The sequence below is a fragment of the Thauera sp. JM12B12 genome (assembly GCF_039614725.1).
In the GTDB taxonomy this organism is placed as follows: domain Bacteria; phylum Pseudomonadota; class Gammaproteobacteria; order Burkholderiales; family Rhodocyclaceae; genus Thauera.
On record NZ_CP154859.1, the window covers coordinates 1,950,075 to 1,969,263 of the forward strand.

The following is a 19,189-nucleotide window of genomic DNA, read 5'->3' on the forward strand; positions in this document are numbered from 1 at the left end:
GCTCGACCCCATCGCGCCTCGGGCGCGGTGGGGGCGGGCGCGTAGACGCAAAAAGGCCCGCGAAGATCCGCGGGCCTTTTTGCGCGGCGCTGCCGCTCTGGGCTGCGCCTGGATTCTGGTGCCTTGGGCGAGACTCGAACTCGCACGGCTTTCGCCACTACCCCCTCAAGATAGCGTGTCTACCAATTTCACCACCAAGGCAATCCTCTTCGGTTTCCTGCGTTCCGGTTTCGGTTGCAGCCGACGAGGGCGCGGACTATAGCCTCTGCGCACCGGAGGCGTCAAGGCTCTCTTGCACGTCGCCTTCGATCGCCTTTCGGGTGAAACCCATCCGCGCGGGAATGTCGTCATTGGGCACGAAACACACGGCGTGTCCGCGCCAGACCAGCGGGATGGCGTCGTGCCCCGCCAGCACCCCCAGCAACGCCTCATCGGTTGCGCCGAGGCCGCTCCGCGCGTCGCGCAATTGGGCGACGAATTCGGCGAGGTCGCGATCGTCGAGCGCGGCTGCGCCGAGCGTCGTCGGGAGATAGGCGCGACCGAGCTCGTCCATCAGCACCGGCCCGACAGGGGCCGTACGACTGCCGGTGTGGGTCCGCAGCGCGCCGTCGGGCTGCAGGCGGACGACCCACGGCGCGGTCTCGATATCGACGTAGACGCGCTGCGGGCCATTGTTAACGAGCCAGTTGCCGGCCTGGTCGCTGGCGTAGTTCGCATTGAGAAAGGCGAGCAGGCCAGCGTGCTCGACCCGTTCCCCCTTCAGTCGCCACTGGCCCCGTCCGTCCAGCGCCAGCCAGCCGTGACAGGCGGGCACGTCTGGCCAGGCTGGCAGCGCGGGCGCGCTCATTCTTCGACGTGGCGCAGCGACAGATCGAGCGCGCGCACGTCCTTGGTGAGGGTGCCGATCGAGATCCGGTCCACGCCGGTTTCGGCGATCGCGCGCACGCGCTCGAGATTCACGCCGCCAGACGCTTCCAGCGCCGCCCGTCCGGCGGTGATGGCGACGGCTTCGCGCATCTCGTCGAGGCTCATGTTGTCGAGCAGGATCATCGTGACGCCGGCGTCGAGCGCTTCGCGCAGCTGGTCGAGCGTTTCGACCTCGACCTCGATGAAGACGTTGGAGGGCGCGATCGCCCGTGCCTGCTCGACGACCTCGCGAATGCCGCCGGCGGCGATGATGTGGTTCTCCTTGATCAGGATGCCGTCGTAGAGGCCGACGCGATGGTTGGTCCCGCCGCCGATCGCGACCGCGTACTTCTGCGCCAGCCTCAGGCCGGGCAGCGTCTTGCGGGTGTCGACGATCTTGGCTCGCGTGCCTGCTACGGCATCCACGAAACGCCGGGTGATCGTGGCCGTGCCCGACAGCAGCTGGAGGAAGTTGAGCGCGGTGCGCTCGGCGGTGAGCAGGACGCGCGCGCGGGCGATGATCTCGCACAGCAGCTGGCCGGCCTTGACCGTATCGCCGTCCTTGACGTGCCAGTGCACCACCGCGGCGGGGCTGAGCGCGGCGAATGCGGCGTCGAACCAGGCGGTGCCGCAGACCACCGCGTCCTCGCGGGTGATGACGCGGCCGCGGGCTTCGGTATCCGGTGCGATCAGGCGGGCGGTGAGGTCGCCGGTGCCAATGTCCTCGGCGAGCGAGGCTGCGATGTTGCGCTGGATTTCGACGCGAAGCTGTTCGGAGAGCATGGCGGAACCTGGTGTCGGGTGAGCGGAAGAGGCCTGGATTCTAGCACCGCAGGACTCAGCGCCCGGGGCGCTGGGCGGCTCCCCCCGGGTGGCGCGGGTCACGCTGGGCCTCGATCAGCCAGCCGTTGAACACGCCGCGCGCGGCGTCGATGGTCTCGCTCGCGGTCAGTCCGACGGGGCCGATGCCTTCGCGCGCGAGGCGGTCGGCAGCGGCACCATGGAGGTGCACGCCCGCGATGAGTGCGGATTCGGCCGGCCAGCCCTGGGCGAGCAGGCCGACGATCAGCCCGGTGAGCACGTCGCCCATGCCCGCGCTGGCCATGCCCGGATGGCCGCTGCCGTTGACGAACCAGCGCTCGTCCGGGGTGGCGATGATGCTGCCGCAACCCTTGAGCACCACCAGTGCCCTGCAGCTGCGCGCGATCTCCAGCGCGGCGTGCAGCCGGTTGGCCTGCACGCTGGCGGTGTCGGTGCCGAGCATGCGGGCGGCTTCGGCCGGATGGGGGGTGAGGAGGGTGGGCGTGGTGCGCGCCTTGAGCGCCGCCTTGAGCTTGGGGTCGGTGCCGATGAGATTGAGCGCGTCGGCATCGAGCAGCAGCGGGATGGTGCGCTCGAGCGCGGCCACGAGCAGCGCTGCCGCCGCCGGCTGGGTACCGAGGCCAGGTCCCACCGCCAGGGCGCTGAGGCGCTCGGGGAGCGCCTCGGCCTGGCGCAACATCAGCTCCGGATGGGCGAAGTCGACCGCCGGGCCGCGTTCTTCGAGCAGGCCGACATAGACCCGCCCGGTGCCGAGCCAGAGCGCGGCGCGCCCGGCGAGAAGGGCTGCGCCGACCATGCCCGGGCTGCCGCCGAGGATGCCTGCGTCCCCATAGATGCCCTTGTGGGTGTTGCGCGGACGCGGCTGCAGATGGCTGCGAAACAGCGAGGGCGCGATGGCCAGGCCGCGTGCCGGCAGCCAGGCCGGCGCGTCGATGTCGATGCGCTGCACGCTGATCTCGCCGCAGTAATCCGGACCGTCGTTGGTGAGCAGCCCGGGCTTGAGGGCGATGAAGGTCGTGGTGTGGGTGGCGCGGAAGGTGGCGCCGAGCGGCTGGCCGGTGTCGGCGTCGAGGCCGCTCGGCACATCGAGCGCCATGCGCGGGCAGGGCTGGGCGTTGAGCGTCTGGATCCAGCTCGCGTAGCGCCCTTCGATCGGGCGGCCGAGGCCGATGCCGAACAGCGCGTCGACCACCAGCGCCCATCCGTTTGCAGGCGCTGCCGGCAGGTCGGAGACGACCGTTCCGCCGGCGGCGAGATAGTCCGCATGAGCCTTTGCGGCTTCGGCGGGGAGACGGTCTGCCGTGCTGCCGAAGGCGACGATGACCTCTCGACCGGCCTGGGCGAGCTGGCGCGCCATCACGAAGCCGTCGCCGCCGTTGTTGCCAGGGCCGCAGGCGATCAGGATCGGCCCGGGGCGGTCCATGATGAGTCGCACCGCATCCTGCGCCGCTGCCCGCCCGGCACGCTCCATGAGGGGCGGACGGGCGCTCGGGATCAGGGTGTTCTCGATCTCGCGGATGCCGGCGACGGGGTAGATGGGACGCAGGGGGCTGAACATGCTGGGCTCCGGAAGTTGAGCCCGGATTCTACGTCCTCGTGCCGTGCTTACGGCGCACAAGGCCGTTCGGCAGCCGCGCCGGCGAGGGCGGGCGGCCGTGGCGTGAGGGATCTGCCGCGCTCAGGGCAGGGCGCCGGCGCGGCTGCGTTCGCCGCGGATCTCGTGCTTGAGCTCGGGCTTGCCGGCGTCGTCGATCGTCTCGAGACGGACGGTGAAGCCCCACAGGCGGGCGACGTGGCGCAGCACCTCGTCCGCGCTGTCGCCAAGCGGGCGGCGGCGGTGGGGCGTATGGCGCAGGGTCAGCGAGCGGTCGCCGCGCAGGTCGACGTTCCATACCTGCACGTTGGGCTCGCGGGCCCCGAGGTTGTACTGCTCGGAGAGGATCTCGCGAAGCTTTCGAAAGCCCGCGTCGTCGTGGATCGCCGAGACCTCGAGCTTGTCCTCATGGTCGTCGTCGACGACCGCGAACAGGCGGAAGTCCCGCATCACCTTGGGCGAAAGATACTGAGCGACGAAGCTCTCGTCCTTGAAGTTGCGCATCGCGAAGTCGAAGGTCTCCAGCCAGTCGCTGCCGGCGATCTCGGGGAACCAGCGGCGGTCCTCATCGTCCGGAGCCTCGCAGATGCGGCGGATGTCGCGCCACATCGCAAAGCCGAGCGCATACGGGTTGATGCCGCTGAACCAGCGGCTGTTGTAGGGTGGCTGGGCGACGACGTTGGTGTGCGACTGCAGGAATTCCAGCATGAAGCTGTCGGCGAGCAGACCCTCGTCGTAGAGATGGTTGAGCAGGGTGTAGTGCCAGAAGGTGGCCCAGCCCTCGTTCATGACCTGAGTCTGGCGCTGGGGAAAGAAGTACTGTGCGATCTTGCGCACGATTCGCACCACCTCGCGCTGCCAGGGCTCGAGCAGCGGGGCGTTCTTCTCGATGAAGTAAAGCAGGTTCTCCTCGGGCTCGGCCGGGAAGCGCTGCTCCACCTTGTCGTCGTCGCGCACGTCGGCAGCGGGCAGGGTGCGCCACAGATCGTTTACCTGGCTCTGCAGGTATTCTTCGCGCTCCTGCTGGCGCAGCTTTTCCTTGGCGAGCGAGAGTTTGGGCGGGCGCTTGTAGCGGTCCACGCCCAGGTTCATCAGGGCATGGCAGGAGTCGAGCAGCAACTCCACGGCTTCCTCGCCATGTCGCTCCTCGCAGCGCGTGATGTAGTTCCGCGCGAACACCAGGTAGTCGATGATGGCATCGGCGTTGGTCCAGGTGCGGAACAGGTAGTTGCCCTTGAAGAAGCTGTTGTGGCCGTAGGCGGCGTGAGCGATCACCAGGCCCTGCATCGTCAGGGTGTTCTCCTCCATCAGGTAGGCGATGCAGGGGTTGGAGTTGATGACGATCTCGTAGGCCAGGCCCATCTGGCCGCGCCGGTAGCCCTTTTCGGTGGACAGGAAGTGCTTGCCGAAGGACCAGTGGTGATAGTTAACCGGCATGCCCACCGAGGCATAGGCGTCCATCATCTGCTCGGCGGTGATGATCTCGACCTGCACCGGATAGGTGTCGAGCCTGTACAGCGCGGCCACGCGGGCGAGTTCCTCGTTGTAGCGGTCGATGGCCTCGACGGTCCATTCCGACCCTGAGGGCAACGGTGCCTTGGCGGCGCGGCGGCTACCGGAACGTGAGCGGGGAGTGGTGGTCTTCATGCGATCGTCTTCTTGAACAGTTCGCGGAACACCGGGTAGATGTCGGCCGGCGACTCGATGCGCTGCATCGCGAAGTTGTCGTGCGCGGCCTCGAGCTTGGCGTACTCGCGCCACAGGTTCTGCGGATCGCCCGCGGTGATCTCGACGTAGGCGAAGTACTGGCAGAACGGCAGGATCCCGGTGTCGAGCAGGCGGCCGCAGATCGGCGAGTCGTTGTCCCAGTTGTCGCCGTCGGAGGCCTGCGCACCGTAGATGTTCCACTGTCCGTCGGCATAGCGTTCGTGGAGGATGGCGCGCATGAGTTCGAGCGCGCTCGAGACCACCGTGCCGCCCGATTCGCGCGAGTGGAAGAACTCGTCCTCGTCCACTTCCTTGGCCACCGTGTGGTGGCGGATGAACACCACCTCGATGTGCTCGTAGCTGCGCGTCAGGAACAGGTAGAGCAGCATGAAGAAGCGCTTGGCCATGGACTTGCGCTCTTCGTCCATGGACCCGGAGACGTCCATGACGCAGAACATCACCGCCTGGGTGGTCGGGCGCGGCACCTTGATGCGGTTGTTGTAGCGCAGGTCGAAACTGTCGATGAAGGGGATGCGCTCGACCTTCGCGCGCAGCACGGCGAGTTCCTCGCGCAGCGCCCGTACCTCCGCGCTGTCCTCTCCGAGCCGGGCGAGCGTCTCGTCGAGCGCCTGCTGGAGCTCGCGGATGCGTGCCGCGTAAGGCGAGCCGAGTGCGAGGCGGCGCCCGAGCGCGCCGCGCATCGAGCGGATGATGTTGATGTTGGCCGGCGTGCCGTCGGACTTGAATCCGGCGCGCTGGGTCTTGTAGTCGGTGACCTTGGCGAGTTGGGTGCGAATCAGGCGGGGGAGCTCGAGGTCCTCGAAGAAGAGGTCGAGAAACTCCTCGCGCGAGAGCTGGAACACGAAATCGTCCTCGTGCTCGCCCTCGTTGCTCGCCTTGCCCTTGCCGCTCCCGTCACCGCCGCCGCCGAGCGGACGCTTGATGCGGTCGCCGGCGCTGAACTGGTCGTTGCCGGGGAAGACCTGCTCCCACACGCCGCCCTTGCCATGATGCAGCGACGGTTCGGACAGGTCGCGGGCGGGAATCGAGATCTGCTCGCCGTTCTCGAGATCGCGGATCGAGCGACCATGGATGGCCTCCGATACCGCCTTGCGGATCTGCTGCTTGAAGCGACGCATGAAGCGCTGGCGGTTGACCGCGCTCTTGTTCTTGCTGTCGAAGCGTCGATCGATGATGCGGACCATGGCTGCTCCCTGTGGCGGAGCGACCGCGCTGCGCCCGGCAGCGCGGTCGCTGCGGATGGCTCAGGACGACTTGCGCACGCGCAGGTACCACTCGCACAGCAGGCGAACCTGCTTCTCGGTATAGCCCTTGTCGATCATGCGGTTGACGAAGTCCTGGTGCTTCCTCTGCTCGTCGGCGCTGGCCTTGGCGTTGAAGCTGATGACCGGCAGCAGGTCCTCGGTGTTGGAGAACATCTTCTTCTCGATCACCGCGCGCAGCTTCTCGTAGGAGGTCCAGCTCGGGTTGCGGCCGTCGTGCTTCGCGCGTGCGCGCAACACGAAGTTCACCACCTCGTTGCGGAAATCCTTCGGGTTGCTGATGCCGGCCGGCTTCTCGATCTTCTCCAACTCCTCGTTGAGCGCCGCACGATCGAGGATCTCGCCGGTGTTGGGGTCGCGGAATTCCTGGTCCTGGATCCAGAAGTCGGCGTAGATGACGTAGCGGTCGAAGATGTTCTGCCCGTATTCGGAGTAGCTCTCGAGGTAGGCGGTCTGGATCTCCTTGCCGATGAACTCGGCGTAGCGCGGGGCGAGGTACTCCTTGATGTAGCCCATGTAGCGCGCTTCGGTTTCGGCCGGGTACTGTTCGGCCTCGATCTGCTGCTCGAGCACGTACATCAGGTGCACCGGGTTGGCCGCGACCTCGCGGTGGTCGAAGTTGAAGACTTTCGACAACACCTTGAAGGCGAAGCGGGTGGAGAGCCCGGTCATGCCTTCGTCGACGCCGGCATAGTCGCGGTACTCCTGGTAGCTCTTGGCCTTGGGGTCGGTGTCCTTCAGGTTCTCGCCGTCATAGACGCGCATCTTGGAGAAGATGCTCGAGTTCTCGGGCTCCTTCAGGCGCGACAGCACGGCGAACTGGGCCATCATCTTCAGCGTGTCGGGCGCGCACGGGGCTTCCGACAGCGAGCTGTGCACCAGCAGCTTCTCGTAGATGCGGATCTCGTCGGACACGCGCAGGCAGTAAGGCACCTTGACCGTGTAGATGCGGTCGAGGAAGGCCTCGTTGTTCTTGTTGTTCTTGAAGGCGACCCACTCGGACTCGTTCGAGTGCGCCATCACGATGCCGTCGAAGGGAATCGCGCCGAAGCCCTCGGTGCCCTTGTAGTTGCCCTCCTGGGTGGCGGTCAGCAAGGGGTGTAGCACCTTGATCGGTGCCTTGAACATTTCGACGAACTCCAGCAGGCCGCGGTTGGCGAGGCACAGGCCGCCGGAGTAGCTGTAGGCGTCGGGGTCGTCCTGTGAATACTGCTCGAGCTTGCGGATGTCGATCTTGCCGACCAGGGACGAGATGTCCTGGTTGTTCTCGTCGCCCGGCTCGGTCTTCGCCACCGCGACCTGGCGCAGCACCGAGGGGTTGAGCTTGACCACGCGGAACTTCGTGATGTCGCCGCCGAATTCATGCAGACGCTTGACCGCCCACGGGCTCATGATCGTGTTGAGGTAGCGGCGCGGGATCCCGAAGTCGCCCTCGAGGATGTGGGCGTCCTCGGCGGCGTTGAAGAGGCCGAGAGGCGATTCGTGCACCGGCGAGCCCTTGATCGCATAGAAGGGCACCTTCTCGATCAGGCTCTTGAGCTTCTCCGCAAGCGAGGACTTGCCGCCGCCCACCGGGCCGAGGAGGTAGAGGATCTGCTTCTTCTCTTCCAGGCCCTGCGCGGCATGGCGGAAATACGACACGATGTGCTCGATGACCTCTTCCATGCCGTAGAAGTCGCGGAACGCCGGGTAGAGCTTGATGATCTTGTTCGAGAAGATTCGCGACAGCCGCGGATCGAGCCGGGTGTCGACCAGTTCCGGTTCGCCGATCGCACTGAGCATGCGCTCGGCCGCCGTGGCATAGGCCATTGGGTCGCTGCGGCACAGTTCGAGGTAGTCCTGCAGCGACATTTCCTCTTCGCGGGCTGCCTCGAAGCGCGCCTGATAGGCATTGAAGATGGACATGGAGATCTCCTCGTCGAGCGATAGGTGGCGACGCCGGACCGCGCCCGCCAGACTCCTGTGCACTGCCGTTCGTCATGGTGGCGGTGCCGTCCGCTTGCCCCGCAGGCAGGGGCCTGGAGACGTTGCGAATCTTGATGCTGAGAACCACGGGCCCTGCGTGAGTTCCATGTATCGCACGGTTTTACATGTCCTTGCGTGTGATTGATCACGGCCGATTTCATGCTTCGGGCGGACCGCAGGTGCTGTGCTAGAATCTTCGACTTCGTTCATCGCGCTCACGCTGGCGAAATGCGTCTCCCGCTTCGGCGAGGGGCCTTGAACCGCGGGTGGGAGCTGTTTTTTCAAGACTTCTCAGGATCGATTTAATGGAGCAGAACCAGGTAACCCCGAGCGCGCTCGAGCGCCGTATCGACATCGCCGTTTCGCTGGCGGACATCGAGAAGGAGGTGGATGCCCGCCTCAAGCGCATGGCGCGCACGGTGAAGATGCCTGGGTTCCGCCCGGGCAAGGTGCCGATGAAGATCGTCGCCCAGACGCACGGTGGCCAGGCGCGTGGCGAGGCGGTCGGTGCTGCGGTCGAGAAGGCATTCGGCGAGAAGGTGCGCGCAGACAACCTGCGCGTCGCCGGCTACCCGCAGATCCAGCCCAAGGAGGCTGCCAGCGAGGGTACGCTCGAGTTCACCGCGACCTTCGAGGTCTATCCCGAGGTGGTCGTGGGCGACCTCGCCGGTCACAAGATCGAGCGTCCGGCGCTGGACGTGGGTGACGCGGAGGTCGACAAGACCATCGAGGTCCTGCGCAAGCAGCGCACCGCCTTCAACAGGGTCGAGCGTGCGGCCGCCGAGGGCGACCGCGTGCAGATCGACTTCACCGGACGCAAGGACGGCGAGGTATTCGAAGGGGGGCAGGCTCAGGACTTCCCCTTCGTGGTCGGCGCCGGTTCGATGCTGAAGGACTTCGAGAACGCGGTCGTCGGCCTCAGCGCCGGTGAAAGCAAGACCTTCGACATGAGCTTCCCGGCCGACTACCACGCCCAGCATCTGGCCGGGCAGGCCGTGCAGTTCGAGGTCACCGTCAAGGCAGTCGAGGAAGCCGTGCTCCCCGAAGTCGATGCCGACTTCGCCAAGTCGCTCGGCGTGGCCGACGGCGACGTCGCGAAGCTGCGCGGCGAGGTCAAGGGCAACCTCGAGCGCGAGGTCAAGCGCCGCATCCAGGCCAAGATCAAGGAGCAGGTCATGGACGCGCTGATCGCCGCGACTCCGATCGAAGTGCCGAAGGCGCTGGTGCAGGCCGAGTCGCAGCAGCTGGCGGACAATGCCCGTCGCGACCTCGAGATGCGCGGCCTCAAGACCAAGGACATCCCGGTCGATCCGTCGTGGTTCACCGAGCAGGCCGAGCGCCGCGTCAAGCTGGGCCTGATCATGGCCGAGCTGGTCAAGGCCAACGAACTGCACGCCAAGCCCGAGCAGGTGCGCGCGCTGGTCGAGGAAATGGCACAAAGCTACGAGGATCCTTCGGAACTCGTGCGCTGGTATTACGCTCAACCCGAGCGTCTGGCCCAGGCCGAGGCGGTGGTCATCGAAGACAACGTCGTCGCCTGGGTCTGCGACAAGGCAGAGACCACCGACAAGCCGGTGGGCTTCGACGAACTGATGGGCAACAACGCGGCCTGAGTCCGCAAAGGGTCTGACGAATGATGCAAGGAACACCCCAGCACAGCAGCGACTGGAATCCGGTCGGTCTCGGCCTGGTTCCGATGGTGGTCGAACAGAGCGGTCGCGGCGAACGCGCCTACGACATCTATTCGCGCCTTCTGAAGGAGCGGGTGGTGTTCCTCGTCGGCCCCGTCAATGACGTGACCGCCAACCTGATCGTCGCCCAGTTGCTGTTCCTCGAGTCCGAGAACCCGGACAAGGACATCTACTTCTACATCAACTCGCCCGGCGGTTCGGTCACTGCCGGCATGGCGATCTACGACACCATGCAGTTCATCAAGCCGAACGTCAGCACGCTGTGCATCGGCCAGGCGGCGAGCATGGGCGCCTTCCTGCTGGCGGCGGGCGAGAAGGGCAAGCGCTTCATCCTGCCCAACTCGCGCGTCATGATCCATCAGCCGCTCGGCGGCTTCCAGGGCCAGGCCTCGGACATCGAGATCCACGCCCGCGAGATCCTTTACCTGCGCTCCCGCCTCAACGACATGCTGGCCAAGCACACTGGCCAGTCGCTCGAGCGCATCGAGAAGGACACCGATCGCGACAACTTCATGTCGGCCACCGCTGCCGTTGAATACGGCCTGGTCGACAAGGTGCTCACCAGCCGCGACGACACCTGATTCAGGAGAATCCCCCCATGACGGACAAGAAGGCTGGCGGCGACAAGCTGCTTTACTGCTCCTTCTGCGGCAAGAGCCAGCATGAGGTGCGCAAGCTGATCGCCGGCCCTTCGGTCTTCATCTGCGACGAATGCATCGAGCTGTGCAACGACATCATCCGTGACGAGATCGTCGGCGCCGCAGATCCGGAGAGCATCAAGGGCAACCTGCCCACCCCGCGCGAGATCTGCGACATCCTCGACCAGTACGTGATCGGCCAGTCGCAGGCCAAGCGCAATCTGGCGGTGGCGGTGTACAACCATTACAAGCGTCTGCGCCACATCGAGGCCAAGCAGGACGACGTCGAGCTCGCCAAGAGCAACATCCTGCTCATCGGCCCCACCGGCTCGGGCAAGACCCTGCTCGCGCAGACGCTCGCGCGCCTGCTCAACGTGCCGTTCGTGATGGCCGATGCCACCACGCTCACCGAAGCCGGCTACGTTGGCGAGGACGTCGAGAACATCATCCAGAAGCTGCTGCAGAAGTGCGACTACGATGTGGACAAGGCCCAGCAGGGCATCATCTACATCGACGAGATCGACAAGATCTCGCGCAAGGCCGACAACCCCTCGATCACCCGCGACGTGTCGGGAGAGGGTGTGCAGCAGGCGCTGCTCAAGCTCGTCGAGGGCACGGTGGCGTCGATTCCGCCGCAGGGCGGGCGCAAGCATCCGAACCAGGACTTCATCCAGGTCGACACCACCAACGTGCTGTTCATCTGCGGTGGTGCCTTCGATGGCCTCGAGAAGGTGATCCGCAACCGCACCGAGAAGGTCGGCATCGGCTTCGGCGCCGAGGTCAAGAGCAAGGACGGCAAGAACCTCACCGACACCTTCCGCCAGGTCGAGCCCGAGGATCTCATCAAGTTCGGCCTGATCCCCGAACTGATCGGCCGCCTGCCCGTGGTCGCGACCCTGCAGGAACTCGACGAGGAGGCGCTGATCCAGATCCTGGTCGAGCCCAAGAACGCGCTCGTCAAGCAATACCAGAAGCTGTTCTCGATGGAAGGGGTCGAACTCGAGATCCGTCCCAACGCGCTGCATGCCGTGGCGCGCAAGGCGATCAAGCGCAAGACCGGCGCGCGCGGGCTGCGCTCCATCCTCGAGGCGTCGCTGCTCGACATCATGTACGACCTGCCCACGCTCGAGAACGTCGAGAAGGTCGTCGTCGACGAGGCGACCATCGAAGAGGGCGGCAAGCCCCTGCTGATCTACGCCGAGCAGCAGAAGGTGTCGGGCGCAAACTGAGCGCGCGCCGGCCGGGCGAACCCTCGCTCGGCGGCCCGCATCGGCCCGCCGCTTGAATTTCCAGGTCACGCCCATACATGGGTGTGACCTTTTGCTTAAGGAAAGAAAAAATGTCGGGTCCTGCTGACCTCCCCAATGAAGCGATGGAAATGCCGCTGTTGCCCTTGCGCGACGTGGTGGTGTTCCCGCACATGGTCATCCCGCTCTTCGTCGGTCGTCCGAAGAGCATCAAGGCGCTCGAGAACGCCATGGAGGCGGGCAAGAGCATCCTGCTCGTCGCGCAGAAGTCCGCCGCCAAGGACGAACCCGCGGTCGAAGACCTCTATTCCATCGGCTGCGTCGCCAACATCCTGCAGATGCTCAAGTTGCCCGACGGCACGATCAAGGTGCTGGTCGAAGGCGTGCAGCGCGCCCATATCGAGCGCGTGGAGGACCTGCGCAGCCTGTTTGTCGCCACCGTTCGCCCGGTGCCGGTAAACGAGTCCGCATCGCACGAGCTCGAGGCCATGCGGCGCGCGATCATCGCGCAATTCGACCAGTACGTTAAGTTGAACAAGAAGATCCCGCCGGAGATCCTCAGCTCGCTGTCCGGAATCGAGGAAGCCGGCCGCCTGGCCGATACCATCGCCGCCCACCTGCCGCTCAAGCTCGAGCAGAAGCAGGAGGTGCTCGAGATGTTCGACACCGCCGAGCGCCTGGAGCGGCTGCTCAGTCAGCTCGAGGGCGAGCTCGACATCCTGCAGGTCGAGAAGCGCATCCGCGGCCGCGTCAAGCGCCAGATGGAAAAGAGCCAGCGCGAGTACTACCTCAACGAGCAGGTCAAGGCCATCCAGAAGGAGCTCGGCGAAGGCGAGGACGGCGCCGATCTCGAGGAGATGGACAAGAAGATCAAGGCCGCCGGCATGCCGAAGGAAGCCCTGGCGAAGGCCGAGGCCGAGTTCAAGAAGCTGCGCCTGATGTCGCCCATGTCGGCCGAAGCCACCGTGGTGCGCAACTACATCGACACCCTGATCGGCCTGCCGTGGAAGAAGAAGTCGCGCGTCAGCAAGGATCTGGCCGAAGCCGAGAAGATCCTCGACAAGGACCACTACGGGCTCGAGCGCGTCAAGGAACGCATCCTCGAATATCTCGCCGTGCAGCAGCGCGTCGACAAGGTCAAGGCGCCGATCCTGTGTCTCGTCGGTCCCCCGGGTGTGGGCAAGACCTCGCTCGGGCAGTCGATCGCCAAGGCGACCAACCGCAAGTTCATCCGCATGGCGCTCGGCGGCGTGCGTGACGAGGCCGAGATCCGCGGCCACCGCCGTACCTACATCGGCTCGATGCCGGGCAAGATCCTGCAGAACATGAGCAAGGTCGGGGTCAAGAACCCGCTGTTCCTGCTCGACGAGGTCGACAAGCTCGGCATGGACTTCCGCGGCGACCCGTCCTCGGCCCTGCTCGAAGTGCTCGACCCGGAGCAGAACCACACCTTCCAGGATCACTACGTCGAGGTGGACTTCGACCTCTCGGACGTGATGTTCGTGGCCACGGCCAACACCCTGAACATTCCGCCGGCGCTGCTCGACCGCATGGAGGTGATCCGCCTGTCGGGTTACACCGAGGACGAGAAGGTCAACATCGCCCAGCGCTATCTGCTGCCCAAGCAGATGAAGAACAACGGTCTCAAGCGCGACGAACTCTCGGTCACCGAAGAGGCCTTGCGCGACATCGTGCGCTACTACACCCGCGAGGCGGGGGTGCGGAGCCTGGAACGCGAGATCTCGAAGGTCTGCCGCAAGGTGGTCAAGCAGCTGGTGCTCAAGAGCCGTAGCAGCAAGATCGTCGTCAACGCGAAGAACCTGGACAAGTTCCTCGGCGTGCGCAAATACAGCTTCGGCATGGCCGAGAAGGAAAACCAGGTCGGACAGGTCACGGGGCTCGCATGGACCGAGGTGGGCGGCGAGCTGCTCACGGTCGAGGCGGTGCAGTTGCCCGGCAAGGGCAAGGTGCTCACCACCGGAAAGCTCGGCGAGGTCATGCAGGAGTCGATCCAGGCGGCGCTGTCGGTCGTGCGCCGGCGGGCGCGCTCGCTCGGAATCGATCCCGAGTTCTACCAGAAGAGCGATGTGCACATCCACCTGCCGGAGGGCGCGATCCCGAAGGACGGTCCTTCGGCGGGCATCGCGATCTCGACCGCGCTCGTATCGGTGCTGACGGGCATTCCGGTGCGCTGCGACGTTGCGATGACGGGAGAGATCACCCTTCGGGGCGAGGTGCTGGCAATTGGTGGTTTGAAGGAGAAGCTCCTCGCTGCGGTGCGAGGCGGCATCCGCACCGCGCTGATTCCCGAGGAGAACGTCAAAGATCTGGCCGAGATTCCGGACAACATCAAGAATGCGATCGAGATCGTGCCGGTGAAATGGATCGACCGCGTGCTCGAACTCGCGCTCGAGCGCAAGCCCGAACCGCTGCCCGAGGAGCCCGCCGGCACTGCGGCGGTGGCGCCGAGCGTGGAGGAGGGCGAAGCCACACCGGCGACCCGGCACGCTCACTGACGGATTGCACCGGTCACCACTGCGAGGTGATCGAGGCCGCACGGAAGCCGCAATGCATGTATGTGCATTGCGGCTCTTTTTTGCGCCTCCGCCCTGCCGGAAAGGCCAGCGTTGACAGGGCGGAATTGGCCGCGCTATAAAAAACGAAGGTATGCAAAGCGTGTCGCGAGCCGTCGAATCCCGAGCCTGTGGCCGTGGTCGCGGTGTTCTTCCCATTGCAGTTCATATCCGGAGGGTTCAAGTGAACAAACAGGAACTGGTTGCAAGCATCGCGGAGAAGGCATCCATGACCAAGGCGGACGCGGCGCGCGCACTCGATGCGGCCGTCGCCGCCGTGACGGAGGCATTGAAGAACAACGAGTCGGTGACGCTGGTGGGTTTCGGGTCGTTCTATGTCGGGGAGCGTGCTGCGCGGACGGGGCGTAATCCGCGCACGGGGAAGAACATCAAGATCAAGGCGGCGAAGGTGCCGAAATTCCGCGCTGGCAAAGGGCTGAAAGATTCAGTAAACTAGCCGACTTTGCTGACCCGGCTGAGCCCGGATTCCAGCGCGGGTGCTTAGCTCAGTTGGTAGAGCGTCGCCCTTACAAGGCGAATGTCGGCGGTTCGACCCCGTCAGCACCCACCAGGGACACCGAAGCCCGAGGCCAAAGCCTCGGGCTTCGTCGTTAACAAACCCTCCAGCCCGTTACCGCGCCACCGGGAGCGCGCGCGCCGCCACGGCTACGGGGCTCGATCGTGCCGCGTGTACAGAAGCCGCCCCCGATCGAATCCCATCGCCTCGAGACGGCCCAGCAGCGCTTCCAGCCGGCCCTCGTCGACGCTCGGTGTGCGCGACAGAATCCACAGGTACTCGCGCGCAGGTTCGCTGACCGCGACGAGCTCATACTCCGGGTCGAGATCGATCACCCAATAGTCGCCCCACACGAAGGGCAGGAAAGAGAGCCAGGCAGGCGCGAAGCGCACCTCGAGCTTCGCGGAGCCAGGTCCGCCGATCTGGCGTGCCGTGCCTTGCGCTTCACTCGGCTCACCGTTTTCGAGCCGGCACCGATTGATGACGCGAACGCGCCCATCGGCTTGTAGGGCATATTCCGCCTGGCTTTGACTCGCGCACTTGCTCTGGAACCAGGCCGGATAGCGGGCAATCTCGTACCAGACACCCATGTAACGCTGCACATCGAGCGCTCGGATCGTGGCAAGCGGTGCGTTAGCGTGCGTGGTCGTGGCGCTGTCAGTAGCATGGGCGCTCACACTCAGGAACGTGATCAGGCACAACAGGAAGGTGCTGCGTTGCGCAAGGGACATGGATTCTCCTATCGACGGGGCCGGCGACGTAGCCAACATTGACGCAGCACGGCAAAAGGGACTGCACACGCCTGAAGCGGGCGGATTGGGGGCGGCGTAGCACGTTCGATTCGCTCTACCCGGTCTGGCTGAAATAATCCTGCGTCAAGGTCTTCCTCAGGAGTCGGCCTATCATGACGGTCCTTTTCTCGGATTCGATCATGGCAAAGAAATTCCCGCTGCAGCCGAAGAATCCCGAGCGCATCTGTTGGGGCTGCGACAAGTATTGCCCCGCGAATGCCCTTGGGTGCGGGAACGGCTCGGGGCGGACGCAGCATCCGATGGAGCTCCTTGGGGACGACTGGTACATGTATGGCGATTGGGGAATCGATCCCGACGATCCCGCTACGCCAGGCAAGAAGCCCGCTTGAACAGCCGCGTTGCCGGGGCTGTCGACTGCTTTCCCGTGATCGGGGTCGCGGGGTGGCCCCTCATGTGATCCGGCCGGGCGCTGTAGCGGCGCGAAGCATGGGGTGGGCGAAAGATGGTGCAGTGCAACAAAAATCCGTTGACAGGGTGCTTGAGATGGCTATAATCGCACTCATGCTGCACTGCAGCAAAATGCTGTGAGCGGTCTTCGGTATGCGATGCGCACGAACGGGCCGCGCAGGTTTTTGCCACGACTCACCCTTCGTATCCAAACCCAAGGAAATTTCGCCATGACCAAGATCCAGACCCCCGAGCAGTTCGCCGCCGCCAGCCAGGCCAACCTCGAGACCCTCATGTCGCTCGCCGGCAGCGCCATCGCCCGCGCCGAGCGCCTCGCCGAGCTGAACCTCAACACCGTTCGCTCGGTGCTCGAGGACAGCGTCGCCACGACCAAGAAGCTCGCCGAGGCCAAGAGCCCGCAGGAACTGGCCAGCCTTCAGGCTGAGCTGACCAAGCCCATGATCGACAAGGCCGTCGCCTACGCCCGCAGCGTGCAGGAGATCGCCACCGAGGGCCAGCACGAGGTGTCGAGCCTGTTCGAAAAGCAGATCGCCGAGCTGAACAAGAACTTCACCACCATGCTGGATCAGGCAGCCAAGCAGGCTCCGGCCGGCTCGGAAGGCGTGTTCGCTGCCGTCAAGTCGGCGATGGAGACTGCCAACAGCCTGTACGACAACGCCAGCAAGGCCGCCAAGCAGGCCGCTGAAGTGGCCGAGGCCAACATGGCCGCCGCCACCGAGGCGACGGTGAAGGCCATCACCTCGACCCAGAAGGCCGGCGGCAAGAAGTAATTCCGCCTGCGGTTCTCCGAGGAGACCGCTTCCGCAAGCGCGACCGGTTGCAGTGCGATCGGTCGCGCTTTTGTTTGGTCGGGTGGGGGGGCAGCATCGGGTCGGGGCTGTTTTCAGGTTGCTCAGCACCTGGGGGGTGATCCTGTTGGCCCGGGCTGCTTGACGCCACCCCGCCCGCCTTCTAGAATGCGGCCTCTTTTCCGGCAGGGCGGTTAGCTCAGCGGTAGAGCACTGCCTTCACACGGCAGGGGTCACTGGTTCGATCCCAGTACCGCCCACCACGACGAACGCGTCGTGCTCATCCTCCGGAAAACCGATAAAGGACGCAGTTGCGCACCGATCGGGCGGTTAGCTCAGCGGTAGAGCACTGCCTTCACACGGCAGGGGTCACTGGTTCGATCCCAGTACCGCCCACCAGAACAGACGAGAATGCCGGCCCGCAAGCCGGCATTCTCGTTTTCAGGTAAGCGTTGTGCCTGTCAGAACGTCTTGACGCACGCACCGGTGCACGCCATTCCGGCGCTTGACCAGCCGGTGGTGCAGGGTCGATGGTCATCGGGCCGACATCTTCATTCGGCATCCTCGGGGGCTTTGACACTCCATCCCAAGAGGAACTCATGAAGATCTCCGCTCTTGCCCGGGCTGTCTGCGCCGGGGTGCTCACAAGCAGCATGTTCGCGGCGTCGGCGGCGGCGCCGTTTCAGCTGAAACTGACGCCCTTGGGGACCTACGCATCGGGGCGATTCGATCAGGCCGCAGCCGAAATCGTCGCCCATGACGCGAAGACCCAGCGCCTCTTCATCGTCAATGCCGCGAGCGGCCTGATCGACGTCCTCGATGTGCGCGACCCCGCGCGGCCGACCTTCATGTTCAACGTCGCTCTTGGCGGAACCGTGAACAGCGTCGCCGCGCACAAGGGGCTGATTGCGGCGGCGGTGGAGAACGACGACAGGATTGCGCCGGGCCGTGTCGCATTCTTCACGGCCGATGGCCAGGTCCTGGCCGAGCTCGAGGTCGGCGCGCAGCCCGACATGCTCACGTTCACGCCCGATGGCAAGCGCGTCCTGGTGGCCAACGAAGGCGAGCCGAGCGACGATTACCTGAGCGACCCGGAAGGCTCGGTCAGCATCATCGAGGTTCCGGCCGATCCCAGGCTGCTCGGCCCCCGCAGCGTGCGCACCGCGCGTTTCGACGGATTCGCACCGGGCACGCTGGATCCCCAGGTCCGCGTCTTTGGACCAGCCGGCACCGTCGCGCAGAACCTGGAGCCCGAGTACATCACGGTGGCTCGCGACGGCCGCACCGCCTGGGTGGCGCTGCAGGAGGCCAATGCAGTCGCGCTCCTCGACGTCGAGGCGGCGACATTCACTGCGATCAAGCCGCTCGGCTTCAAGGACCATATGGCGCAGGGCAACGCACTCGACGTGAGTGATCGCGACGGCGCCATCCGCATCGGCAACTGGCCGGTGAAGGGCATGTACCAGCCCGATGCGATCGCAAGTTACGAGCTTGGCGGCCAGACCTTCATCGTCACCGCCAACGAGGGCGACTCCCGCGACTGGTCGGGCTACAGCGAGGTCTCGCGCCTGCGCAGCCTGCCCAAGCCCTTGTGCGAGGATGGCCCGCAGATCCAGGCCTTCCTTGCCGACAACCCATACGGTATCCGCAGCATCGCCGAGCTGCGCGACAACGCCAATCTCGGCCGCCTCAACGTCACGACGGCGAATGGCTTGCGGGCGGACGGCAGCTGCTTCGAGGAGATCCATGCCTTCGGTGCGCGCTCGTTCTCGATCTGGAACGCCGACATGGAACAGGTGTTCGACAGCGGCGCAGACTTCGAGCGCCTCATCGCCAGCGTCGCCCCGGCGACCTTCAATGCCAATCACACCGCGAACGAGTTCGATGCACGTAGCGACGACAAGGGCCCCGAGCCCGAGGCGCTGGCGGTCGCGCCGCTGTTCGGTCGTATCTATGCGTTCATCGGGCTCGAACGCGTCGGCGGCATCATGGTGTATGACGTCACCCGCCCGAACGCTCCCAGCTTCGTGCAGTACCTGAACTATCGCGATTTTGGCGCTATCGCGGGAACGGCCGAGGCGCTCGACCTCGGGCCCGAGGGCATCCACGTCATCGCGCCCGAGATGAGTCCGCTGCCCGGCGTGCCGCTGCTGGTCGTCGCGAACGAGGTCAGCGGGACGACGACCCTGTTCCGCATCGAGCGTGAGCGTCTGGTCGGCGCCGGCGCGCCCTGAGGTG

The 19,189-nt window shown here is 65.3% G+C and carries 15 protein-coding genes and 4 tRNA genes; 11 read left to right on the plus strand and 8 right to left on the minus strand.

Going from position 1 to position 19,189, the window contains the following annotated elements:
* Window positions 1-116: 116 nt before the first annotated feature.
* The 7 genes from AAG895_RS08720 to AAG895_RS08750 form a co-directional block, all read right to left on the minus strand.
* Window positions 117-201: transfer RNA gene (locus AAG895_RS08720), tRNA-Leu, on the minus strand.
* Window positions 202-256: 55 nt separating this feature from the next.
* The gene (locus AAG895_RS08725; protein ID WP_345795105.1) at window positions 257-847 is read right to left on the minus strand and encodes a DUF2946 family protein; all 591 of its coding nucleotides are present in this window, start codon (window positions 845-847) and stop codon (window positions 257-259) included.
* Window positions 844-1,689, minus strand: coding sequence for a carboxylating nicotinate-nucleotide diphosphorylase (gene nadC / locus AAG895_RS08730; RefSeq protein WP_345795106.1), 846 nt, complete (start codon window positions 1,687-1,689; stop codon window positions 844-846). Before nadC ends, AAG895_RS08725 begins: the two co-directional genes overlap by 4 nt.
* A gap of 55 nt (window positions 1,690-1,744) precedes the next feature.
* Entirely contained in the window at window positions 1,745-3,286 is a 1,542-nt protein-coding gene (locus AAG895_RS08735) for an NAD(P)H-hydrate dehydratase (RefSeq protein ID WP_345795107.1), read from the minus strand.
* Between the two features lie 120 nt (window positions 3,287-3,406).
* Window positions 3,407-4,969, minus strand: a complete 1,563-nt coding sequence (locus AAG895_RS08740; protein WP_345795108.1) for a SpoVR family protein — start codon at window positions 4,967-4,969, stop codon at window positions 3,407-3,409.
* Window positions 4,966-6,234, minus strand: coding sequence for a YeaH/YhbH family protein (locus tag AAG895_RS08745; RefSeq protein WP_345795109.1), 1,269 nt, complete (start codon window positions 6,232-6,234; stop codon window positions 4,966-4,968). Before AAG895_RS08745 ends, AAG895_RS08740 begins: the two co-directional genes overlap by 4 nt.
* Window positions 6,235-6,294: 60 nt before the next feature.
* On the minus strand, window positions 6,295-8,217 hold the full coding sequence (locus tag AAG895_RS08750; RefSeq protein WP_345795110.1) for a PrkA family serine protein kinase: 1,923 nt from the start codon (window positions 8,215-8,217) through the stop codon (window positions 6,295-6,297).
* 365 nt (window positions 8,218-8,582) lie between these two features.
* Here AAG895_RS08750 and tig point away from each other — a divergent pair, with 365 nt between their 5' ends.
* The 6 genes from tig to AAG895_RS08780 all read left to right on the plus strand — a co-directional run bounded on the left by tig (window position 8,583) and on the right by AAG895_RS08780 (window position 14,997).
* Complete coding sequence (tig, locus tag AAG895_RS08755) at window positions 8,583-9,890, plus strand: trigger factor (protein ID WP_345795111.1); 1,308 nt, start codon at window positions 8,583-8,585, stop codon at window positions 9,888-9,890.
* Window positions 9,891-9,910: 20 nt separating this feature from the next.
* A complete protein-coding gene (clpP, locus tag AAG895_RS08760) occupies window positions 9,911-10,549 on the plus strand; it encodes an ATP-dependent Clp endopeptidase proteolytic subunit ClpP (RefSeq protein WP_345795112.1) in 639 nt (212 codons plus the stop codon).
* A gap of 17 nt (window positions 10,550-10,566) precedes the next feature.
* On the plus strand, window positions 10,567-11,835 hold the full coding sequence (clpX, locus tag AAG895_RS08765; RefSeq protein ID WP_345795113.1) for an ATP-dependent Clp protease ATP-binding subunit ClpX: 1,269 nt from the start codon (window positions 10,567-10,569) through the stop codon (window positions 11,833-11,835).
* A gap of 110 nt (window positions 11,836-11,945) precedes the next feature.
* On the plus strand, window positions 11,946-14,369 hold the full coding sequence (gene lon / locus AAG895_RS08770) for an endopeptidase La (RefSeq protein WP_345795114.1): 2,424 nt from the start codon (window positions 11,946-11,948) through the stop codon (window positions 14,367-14,369).
* A gap of 241 nt (window positions 14,370-14,610) precedes the next feature.
* The gene (locus AAG895_RS08775; protein ID WP_345795115.1) at window positions 14,611-14,883 is read left to right on the plus strand and encodes an HU family DNA-binding protein; all 273 of its coding nucleotides are present in this window, start codon (window positions 14,611-14,613) and stop codon (window positions 14,881-14,883) included.
* Window positions 14,884-14,921: 38 nt separating this feature from the next.
* Window positions 14,922-14,997: transfer RNA gene (locus AAG895_RS08780), tRNA-Val, on the plus strand.
* Between the two features lie 95 nt (window positions 14,998-15,092).
* Here the strand turns inward: AAG895_RS08780 and AAG895_RS08785 are convergent.
* Window positions 15,093-15,674 carry a lipocalin family protein gene (locus AAG895_RS08785; protein WP_345795116.1) on the minus strand — a complete coding sequence of 194 codons (582 nt, stop codon included), beginning with the start codon at window positions 15,672-15,674 and terminating at the stop codon, window positions 15,093-15,095.
* A gap of 200 nt (window positions 15,675-15,874) precedes the next feature.
* Between AAG895_RS08785 and AAG895_RS08790 the strand changes: the two genes are divergently transcribed.
* The 5 genes from AAG895_RS08790 to AAG895_RS08810 all read left to right on the plus strand — a co-directional run bounded on the left by AAG895_RS08790 (window position 15,875) and on the right by AAG895_RS08810 (window position 19,185).
* Window positions 15,875-16,084, plus strand: coding sequence for a DUF3079 domain-containing protein (locus AAG895_RS08790; protein ID WP_345795263.1), 210 nt, complete (start codon window positions 15,875-15,877; stop codon window positions 16,082-16,084).
* A gap of 288 nt (window positions 16,085-16,372) precedes the next feature.
* Window positions 16,373-16,933, plus strand: a complete 561-nt coding sequence (phaP, locus tag AAG895_RS08795; protein WP_345795117.1) for a TIGR01841 family phasin — start codon at window positions 16,373-16,375, stop codon at window positions 16,931-16,933.
* Window positions 16,934-17,139: 206 nt separating this feature from the next.
* Window positions 17,140-17,214: transfer RNA gene (locus tag AAG895_RS08800), tRNA-Val, on the plus strand.
* A 61-nt stretch (window positions 17,215-17,275) separates the two neighbouring features.
* A tRNA-Val gene (locus tag AAG895_RS08805) sits at window positions 17,276-17,350 on the plus strand.
* A 200-nt stretch (window positions 17,351-17,550) separates the two neighbouring features.
* Window positions 17,551-19,185: a choice-of-anchor I family protein gene (locus AAG895_RS08810; RefSeq protein ID WP_345795118.1), complete on the plus strand. Its 1,635-nt coding sequence runs from the start codon at window positions 17,551-17,553 to the stop codon at window positions 19,183-19,185.
* Window positions 19,186-19,189: the final 4 nt, after the last annotated feature.